Source organism: Yoonia sp. (genome assembly GCF_036007805.1).
In the GTDB taxonomy this organism is placed as follows: Bacteria; Pseudomonadota; Alphaproteobacteria; order Rhodobacterales; family Rhodobacteraceae; genus Yoonia.
In genome coordinates this window covers 1-4,296 of the sequence record NZ_DASYOK010000046.1, presented here as the reverse complement: position 1 = coordinate 4,296, position 4,296 = coordinate 1, and the positions used below count along the sequence as shown (strand labels likewise).

At 56.9% G+C, this 4,296-nt stretch carries 7 protein-coding genes; 6 read left to right on the top strand and 1 reads right to left on the bottom strand.

From position 1 onward, the window contains the following. From VGP75_RS02705 to VGP75_RS02690, 4 genes are all read left to right on the top strand, one after another. The coding region (locus VGP75_RS02705; RefSeq protein WP_327542185.1) for a lambda exonuclease family protein at window positions 1-783 on the top strand (783 nt) is incomplete at its 5' end. Next, the gene (locus VGP75_RS02700) at window positions 780-1,061 is read left to right on the top strand and encodes a hypothetical protein (protein WP_327542186.1); all 282 of its coding nucleotides are present in this window, start codon (window positions 780-782) and stop codon (window positions 1,059-1,061) included. The genes VGP75_RS02705 and VGP75_RS02700, both read left to right, overlap by 4 nt. After that, window positions 979-2,829 (top strand): DEAD/DEAH box helicase, encoded by a 1,851-nt coding sequence (locus VGP75_RS02695; RefSeq protein ID WP_327542184.1) that lies wholly within the window; start codon window positions 979-981, stop codon window positions 2,827-2,829. Before VGP75_RS02700 ends, VGP75_RS02695 begins: the two co-directional genes overlap by 83 nt. Beyond that, window positions 2,762-3,193: a hypothetical protein gene (locus VGP75_RS02690; RefSeq protein ID WP_327542183.1), complete on the top strand. Its 432-nt coding sequence runs from the start codon at window positions 2,762-2,764 to the stop codon at window positions 3,191-3,193. Before VGP75_RS02695 ends, VGP75_RS02690 begins: the two co-directional genes overlap by 68 nt. On the opposite strand, the gene VGP75_RS02685 is transcribed toward VGP75_RS02690, so the two are convergent. Beyond that, window positions 3,180-3,362, bottom strand: coding sequence for a hypothetical protein (locus VGP75_RS02685; RefSeq protein ID WP_327542182.1), 183 nt, complete (start codon window positions 3,360-3,362; stop codon window positions 3,180-3,182). The two genes, VGP75_RS02690 and VGP75_RS02685, sit on opposite strands and share 14 nt — an antisense overlap. A 74-nt stretch (window positions 3,363-3,436) precedes the next feature. On the opposite strand from VGP75_RS02685, the gene VGP75_RS02680 reads away from it, so the two are divergent. After that, entirely contained in the window at window positions 3,437-3,610 is a 174-nt protein-coding gene (locus tag VGP75_RS02680) for a hypothetical protein (protein WP_327542181.1), read from the top strand. Window positions 3,611-3,741: 131 nt separating this feature from the next. Further along, on the top strand, window positions 3,742-4,131 hold the full coding sequence (locus VGP75_RS02675; protein WP_327542180.1) for a hypothetical protein: 390 nt from the start codon (window positions 3,742-3,744) through the stop codon (window positions 4,129-4,131). The last annotated feature ends 165 nt before the right edge of the window (window positions 4,132-4,296 follow it).

The window sequence follows — 4,296 nt, the reverse complement described above, 5'->3', positions numbered from 1 at the left end:
GGGCTTGCTCCGTACCAGTCCAAGGATGATTGCTTGCGGTCTCTCGTGCGCGACATGCACGGGATGCCGTCAGAGTTCGAGGGCAACATGGCGACGGAATACGGCACGAACATGGAGCCGCAAGCCAAGGTCGCTTATGAGATGTTGACCGGCAATACCGTGATTGAAGCCGGGTTTGTGCCGTTCGAGAATTGGAGCGGCGTTAGCCCGGACGGATACATTGGTGATCATAGCCTTGTTGAGTTCAAGTGTCCGTTTGGCCTGCGCAAGAATGAGGATCCGGTATTCAAGTCGATTTTTGATCAGCATCATTACTATGCTCAGGTCCAGATGCAACTATACGTCACCGGGCGCAAGTGGTGTCATTTCTTTCAATGGTCTCCGCGTGGTCATTTGCTTGAGGCGGTTGAATATGACCGTGACTGGATCACCGAGAACCTGCCGAAGCTAATGGCGTTTTGGTGGAAAGCCAAAGACGCCGATCCTGCCGAATATGAAGGCCCAAAGCGCAAGATCATCGACACGCCGGAAGCCGCGCGACTTGTTGCCGAATACGACGAATTGCAAGAGGCTATCGAGAACGCGAACGGGCGCAAGAAAGACATCATTGCTCGCATGGTCGAAATGTCTGGGGGCAAGGATGCCAGTGTGGCCGGTCGCAATCTCACGCTGGTGAAGCGCAAAGGATCAATTGCCTATGCCAAGGCGCTGGCGAAGTATGCCCCTGATGCCGATCTTGAGCCGTTCCGTGGCAAGGATAGCGAAAGCTGGCAGGTGAAGTGACCCCAGAACAGGAATCCCGCGCGAATGATTACGCCAATGCGATACTGGCGGAATTGCGCGCGGCTTCCACCCCGGCCCAATGCGCGGCCATATCAGCGAAATACGCCAAGGCCTTTGATCGATTGCAGGAAGTCCACCCCGTTCGGGCAATCCATATTGTAAACCTGGCCGAGGTCAAAAAACAGGAGTTTGCCAATGCCCCTAAGACCATATCAACAAAACGCCCACGACGCCGCGTGGCGGCACGTCAAGACGAGCATAGATCCTTGTTTGATTGAAGCCGCCACCGGAGCGGGCAAGAGCCATATCATCGCGGCGCTTGCCGATACCATCCACAGCGCCACGGGCAAGCGCGTGCTTTGCCTTGCGCCTTCTGCGGAATTGGTGGTCCAGAACCGCGAGAAGTTCCTTGCGACGGGCAACAATGCCAGCATGTTTAGCGCCAGCGCGGGCGCGAAAGAGTTGCGACACAAGGTCGTGTTCGGATCTCCGTTGACGGTAAAGAACCGGATCAGCAGTTTCAAAGCGGGTTATGCCGCCGTGATCGTAGATGAGGCCCACGGGCTTACGCCAACGCTCAAGAGCATCATTGACGCCATGCGAGAGGGAAACCCTAACCTGCGCGTCATCGGCACCACAGCAACGCCGTATCGCATGGGGGACGGGTATATTTTCAGGATGTGGCCCGATGATCGTGTGAACGACGATAGCGCCACGAAAGAGCCGTATTTCACGCGGCTGGTCGACCGGATCACGGCCCCGACGCTGATCGAAATGGGGTTTCTAACGCCGCCGCTTGTCGGATCACCGGGCGCAACCGGATACGACACAGGCGCAATGAAGCCGAACGCGATGGGCAAATTTGACAAGGCGGATGTTGACCGCGCGTACCACGGCAAGGGTCGGCTTACCTCGCAGATCGTGGCGGATGTGGTAAACCAGTGCCGCGACAGGCAAGGCGTGATGTTCTTCGCCGCGACCGTCCAGCACGCCAAGGAGGTCATGGAAAGCCTGCCGCCTGAGATATCGGCGCTGGTGACGGGCGACACGCCAAAGCGCGAACGTGACAGCATATTGCGGCGCTTCAAAGATCGCCAGATTAAGTACCTAGTCAACGTGGCTGTGCTCACAACCGGCTTCGACGCGCCTCATGTTGATTGCATTGCTATCCTGCGCAAGACGGAAAGCGCCGGTCTTTTCACGCAGATCATCGGGCGCGGCCTGCGGCTGGATGACGGAAAGAAAGACTGCCTAATCCTCGATTACACCACGAATATTGACGATCACTTCCCCGATGGTGACTTGTTCGATCCGAAGATTGAGGCCAAGACGGCAAAGGAAAAGGGCGACGGTATCAGCGCCGAGTGTCCAGAGTGCGGATATGAGAACAGCTTTACCGCGCATCGGGACTATCTCGATATGCCGTTTGACGCCAACGGCTATATCCTTGATTTGGCGGGCAATCGCGTCATGACCGAATTTGGCCCATTGCCTGCGCATTACGGGCGGCGGTGCTTTGGCATGGATCGAACCGGCCCCGGAGGGACGTATGAGCGTTGCGGCTATCGGTGGACGTTCAAGCCATGCCCTGAGTGCGAAGAGCCGAACGATATTGCGGCGCGGTATTGCTGCCGGTGCAAAACCGAGATCGTTGACCCGAACGAAAAATTGCGGGTGGAGTTCAAACAGCTCAAGCGCGACCCAACGCAGCGCCAGACGGATACTGTCCTCAGCATGGATATTCGTGAGGGCGTATCGGCCAACGGCAACAAGACGGTGCGCGTTGATTTTGTCACGCCGTATCGGTCGTTTTCGATTTGGTTTGTGCCGGAAAGCAAGGGCTGGAAACAGCGCGATGAATGGGCAAAATTCCACGCCGCGACACAAGCCCTGACCACTCAGCCCGCGACCGTCACCTATCGCAAAGACCCTGACAGCGGCTTTTACCGCCTGCTCAATTTGAACGAGGAACCCGACCGTGAACCTGCAGAAACTGCCGCTCCCCATCTACGGAAACCAGACGTTTCGCGGCAAATGCCCGCTTGAAAGCGCCGAACAGATCACGTTTTTCAATCAGTTGCGCAAGGCGTATCCCGAGACTTGGGGTGCGCTGGCGCTGCATCCTCGCAATGAGCAGCAGCTGCGCGGTGGTCAGCATTGCGGCATGATAAAGCAAAAGGCCGAGGGCATGACCCCCGGCGCTTCTGATGTTGTGATACCTGGACGGATTGCGTTTGTGTGCGAGATCAAGCGCCTCGATCATACTCAAAGCAAGTGGCAACCGGGGCAGGTGGAATACCTTACGACTGCGCATGAGGCGGGCGCGTTCGCGTGCGTGGCGCTGGGCTGGCAGGGCGCTTGGGACGCCCTGTCCGATTGGCTGGAGGTGTTGGCGGCTACTGAAACTTGAATGCGCAATGGGGCAGGCTTTGACCGGCCAGCTTGCACAGTTTGAGATACCACGACGCCGGAAAAGCGCCCTCTTGCTCATAGAGTTGTACGACACGTTTTTTGACGCCCATTGCTGCCATGATTGTGTCCCGTCCGATCTTGTCGGAGATGTCTTTTGCGGTGTTCATGGGTGATTTGTACTGTGCAAAGATTTTTCACGCAAGGGCTTGCGCGTCGTTTGTCTGGTGTGTAAGGTTTTTGCATGGGCGATGATGCCCGGATAATAGGAGATACTGAGATGTTTACAGTTCAGATCAATCTTGACGGTCAGTGGGTCGCAACCGATTGCAACGGCGACAAGGCAAAGTGCGATGCAGAGGCTCGTTCGTGGAGCATGTTTTACTCCGCCGATGAAATTCGCGTCGTCGCCGCATGACCCCAACGCTCGCCGCTGCCCTTAACGAGCTTGGCGTGATCCCCCGCGCCAAGCCTGCCCCGAAACCGAAACCGAAACCAGCCACCGGCCCGATTGCCGTTGTGGTGAATAATCAACCGGAGTTTTGAACTATGACCAACGAAGAAATGAAATTCGCCCTTGACCGTGCAAATGGCGCACTGGTGGAGCGCATTGGAAAACAGCCCTACATCCGCCTTGATTTGGCACTGTTTGACACTGGGGTATGGGAAGTCGGTTCTGCGTATCTTGAAAGCGACATGAGAAGCCGATTTGCTGGCGAACGGCGCGACACGCCAGAGGAGGCTTTTGCGTCCGTGTTCAAGGCTATCGCCGCCCTGCCCTCGCCCGAGGAAGCCGTGACCCGCGAATATCTCGGCAAGATCGCCAGCGCGATTGACTACGCCACTGAGCACAGCATCGCGGATGAATACGTGACGCCCTTGCGCGGTGTGACAATGGCGATGACGGACAACCTTCTGACGAAGGAGCCTAACACATGATCCGCGAATTTCTTGCTGACCTGATCGGCGCAATCTGCGTCATGGCGTTGCCGTTCCTTCTGCTGTACGTCGCGTGGGGGTTAGGGTGGTGACTTGGCTTTACCCCCCCGACTTCGTTGAGACGTTCCGCTGCGACTATTGCGGGACGGATCACGTCGAGGATGA

What these genes read in the sequence shown, in the direction of transcription:
- VGP75_RS02695 (WP_327542184.1), top strand. Translation starts at nt 979, where the DNA reads ATGCCCCTAAGACCATATCAACAAAACGCCCACGACGCCGCGTGGCGG.
- VGP75_RS02685 (WP_327542182.1), bottom strand. Translation starts at nt 3,362, where the DNA reads ATGAACACCGCAAAAGACATCTCCGACAAGATCGGACGGGACACAATC.
- VGP75_RS02680 (WP_327542181.1), top strand. Translation starts at nt 3,437, where the DNA reads ATGGGCGATGATGCCCGGATAATAGGAGATACTGAGATGTTTACAGTT.
- VGP75_RS02675 (WP_327542180.1), top strand. Translation starts at nt 3,742, where the DNA reads ATGACCAACGAAGAAATGAAATTCGCCCTTGACCGTGCAAATGGCGCA.